The organism is Paracoccus sp. SY (assembly GCF_002901215.1).
GTDB lineage: Bacteria > Pseudomonadota > Alphaproteobacteria > Rhodobacterales > Rhodobacteraceae > Paracoccus > Paracoccus acridae.
Genome location: NZ_NWMQ01000119.1, coordinates 1 through 2080 on the forward strand (window position 1 = coordinate 1; position 2080 = coordinate 2080).

The following is a 2080-nucleotide window of genomic DNA, read 5'->3' on the forward strand; positions in this document are numbered from 1 at the left end:
TATGGCGCGCGCAAGGTCTGGCACCAGTTGCGCCGCGAAGGGCACGATATCGCCCGCTGCACGGTGGAGCGGCTGATGAAGGCGATGGGATTGCAAGGCGTTGTCCGCGGCAAGAAGGTCATCACGACCCACCCCGATGCGGCTCAGCCTTGCCCAGACGACAAGGTGAACCGGGCCTTCGTCGCGGACATGCCAAACCAGCTATGGGTCAGCGATTTCACCTATGTCTCAAGCTGGCAGGGCATGGTCTATGTCGCCTTCGTCATCGACGTCTTCGCCCGGAAGATCGTCGGCTGGCGCGTCTCGAGCTCGATGACGACTGGTTTCGTGTTGGATGCTTTGAACCAGGCTATCTGCCAGAGGACCCCATCCGAGACTGACAAGCTGATCCATCATAGTGATCGAGGCAGCCAATGCGGATTCAATCGGTCGTCGCAACACCCCGTTCCTGGAGGTGTAGATGACGACGGGCAGGCGAAAATCCAAACGGTCCACGCGGCGCAAATTGTGCTCGCCAGGGCGGCCACCAGTCTGGCAGCGTGAGAATCTGTGTCGGTTCTGGCAGGAGATCGCGGCAGGCCTCTCCAGTGAAGAGGCAGGTATCGTAGCCGGTGTCTCTGCTCCTGTTGGAAACCGCTGGTTTCGGAGTTCTGGCGGAATGCCCCCCACACATCTGGCCCCATCTGCACCGCAGCCGAAAAGCCGCAACCTTTCCTTTGCCGAGCGTGAGGAAATAGCCTTGGAATGTGCTCGGATGACCGGGGTGCGCGCCATCGCCCGCAAGCTGGGGCGTTCGCCCAGCACGATCTCGAGAGAGATCAGGCGTAACTCCGCGACCCGTGGCGGAGACTTCGATTACCGTGCCCTCACCGCGCAATGGCACGCGGATCGTGCAGCCCGACGTCCGAAAACCAGCAAGCTCGCACGCAACCAACCCCTGCGCGACTACGTGCAGGACCGCCTCGCTGGCTTGGTCGCCACACCGGAGGGCGTCGCTTTTGATGGACCCGTCGTGGTATGGAGAAAACGGCGTGCGGTTCATCGGCAAAGTCGACGCTGGTCCTTGGCATGGAGCCCGGAACAGATTGCGCAGCGCCTGAAGGTGGACTTCCCTGAGGACCCGAGCATGCGCATCAGTCATGAGGCAATCTACCAGGCCCTCTACATTCAGGGGCGTGGCGCCCTGAAGCGGGAGCTCTCCGCCTGCCTTCGTTCCGGCCGGGCGCTGCGTCTGCCCCGTGAACGCGCCCGGAACCGGGGCAAGTCCTTTATCGAGGATGCGCTAATGATCAGCGATCGTCCGGCCGAGATCGGTGACAGGGCGGTGCCGGGCCACTGTGAGGGCGATCTCATTCTTGGTCTCGGCAGCTCGGCGATCGGCACCTTGGTTGAGCGAACCACGCGCTTCACAATGTTGCTGCATCTGCCGCGGATGGAGGATCATGGCAAGGCCAAGTCCCTCAAGAATGGGCCGGCCCTAGCCGGTCATGGCGCCGAAGCCGTTCGCGACGCCATTGCGGGCACTATCATGGAACTGCCAGCACAGTTGCGCAGATCACTGACCTGGGACCAAGGCGCGGAGATGGCGCAACACGCCCGGCTCCGGGTTGATACCGGCCTAGACGTCTACTTCTGCGATCCGCAAAGCCCTTGGCAGCGCGGCAGCAACGAAAACACCAATGGCCTGCTGCGCCAATACTTTCCCAAGGGAACGGATCTTAGCCGGCACAGCGCCGACGAACTGAGCGCTGTTGCCCATGCGTTGAATACACGTCCGCGCAAGACACTCGGCTGGCAAACACCGGCAGAGGCACTCGACCGGCTACTGAAAGCGGATATGATCGACGGTGTTGCGACGACCGGGTGAATCCGCCCAATACCTGTCGATCCGATATACCGAACGGCTGGCTGAGGCAGGCATCGACACCTCGGTCGGCAGCGTCGGGGACTCCTATGACAATGCCCTCGCGGAAAGCATCATTGGTCTGTTCAAGACCGAGGTCATCAAGTTCCTCGGACCCTGGAAGTCCGTCGGTCAGGTCGAATGGGAAACTTTGAAATGGGTCGACTGGTATAACAA

General features: G+C 61.4%; 1 protein-coding gene and 2 pseudogenes. All 3 read left to right on the plus strand.

The features are described 5' to 3' along the window. Window positions 1–462, plus strand: a pseudogene (locus CK944_RS21940) (IS3 family transposase); the annotation flags it as partial. Then, entirely contained in the window at window positions 461–1867 is a 1407-nt protein-coding gene (locus tag CK944_RS21945; RefSeq protein WP_103175156.1) for an IS30 family transposase, read from the plus strand. The pseudogene CK944_RS21940 and the gene CK944_RS21945, both read left to right, overlap by 2 nt. A gap of 4 nt (window positions 1868–1871) precedes the next feature. Then, window positions 1872–2080: pseudogene (locus CK944_RS21950) on the plus strand (integrase core domain-containing protein); the annotation flags it as partial.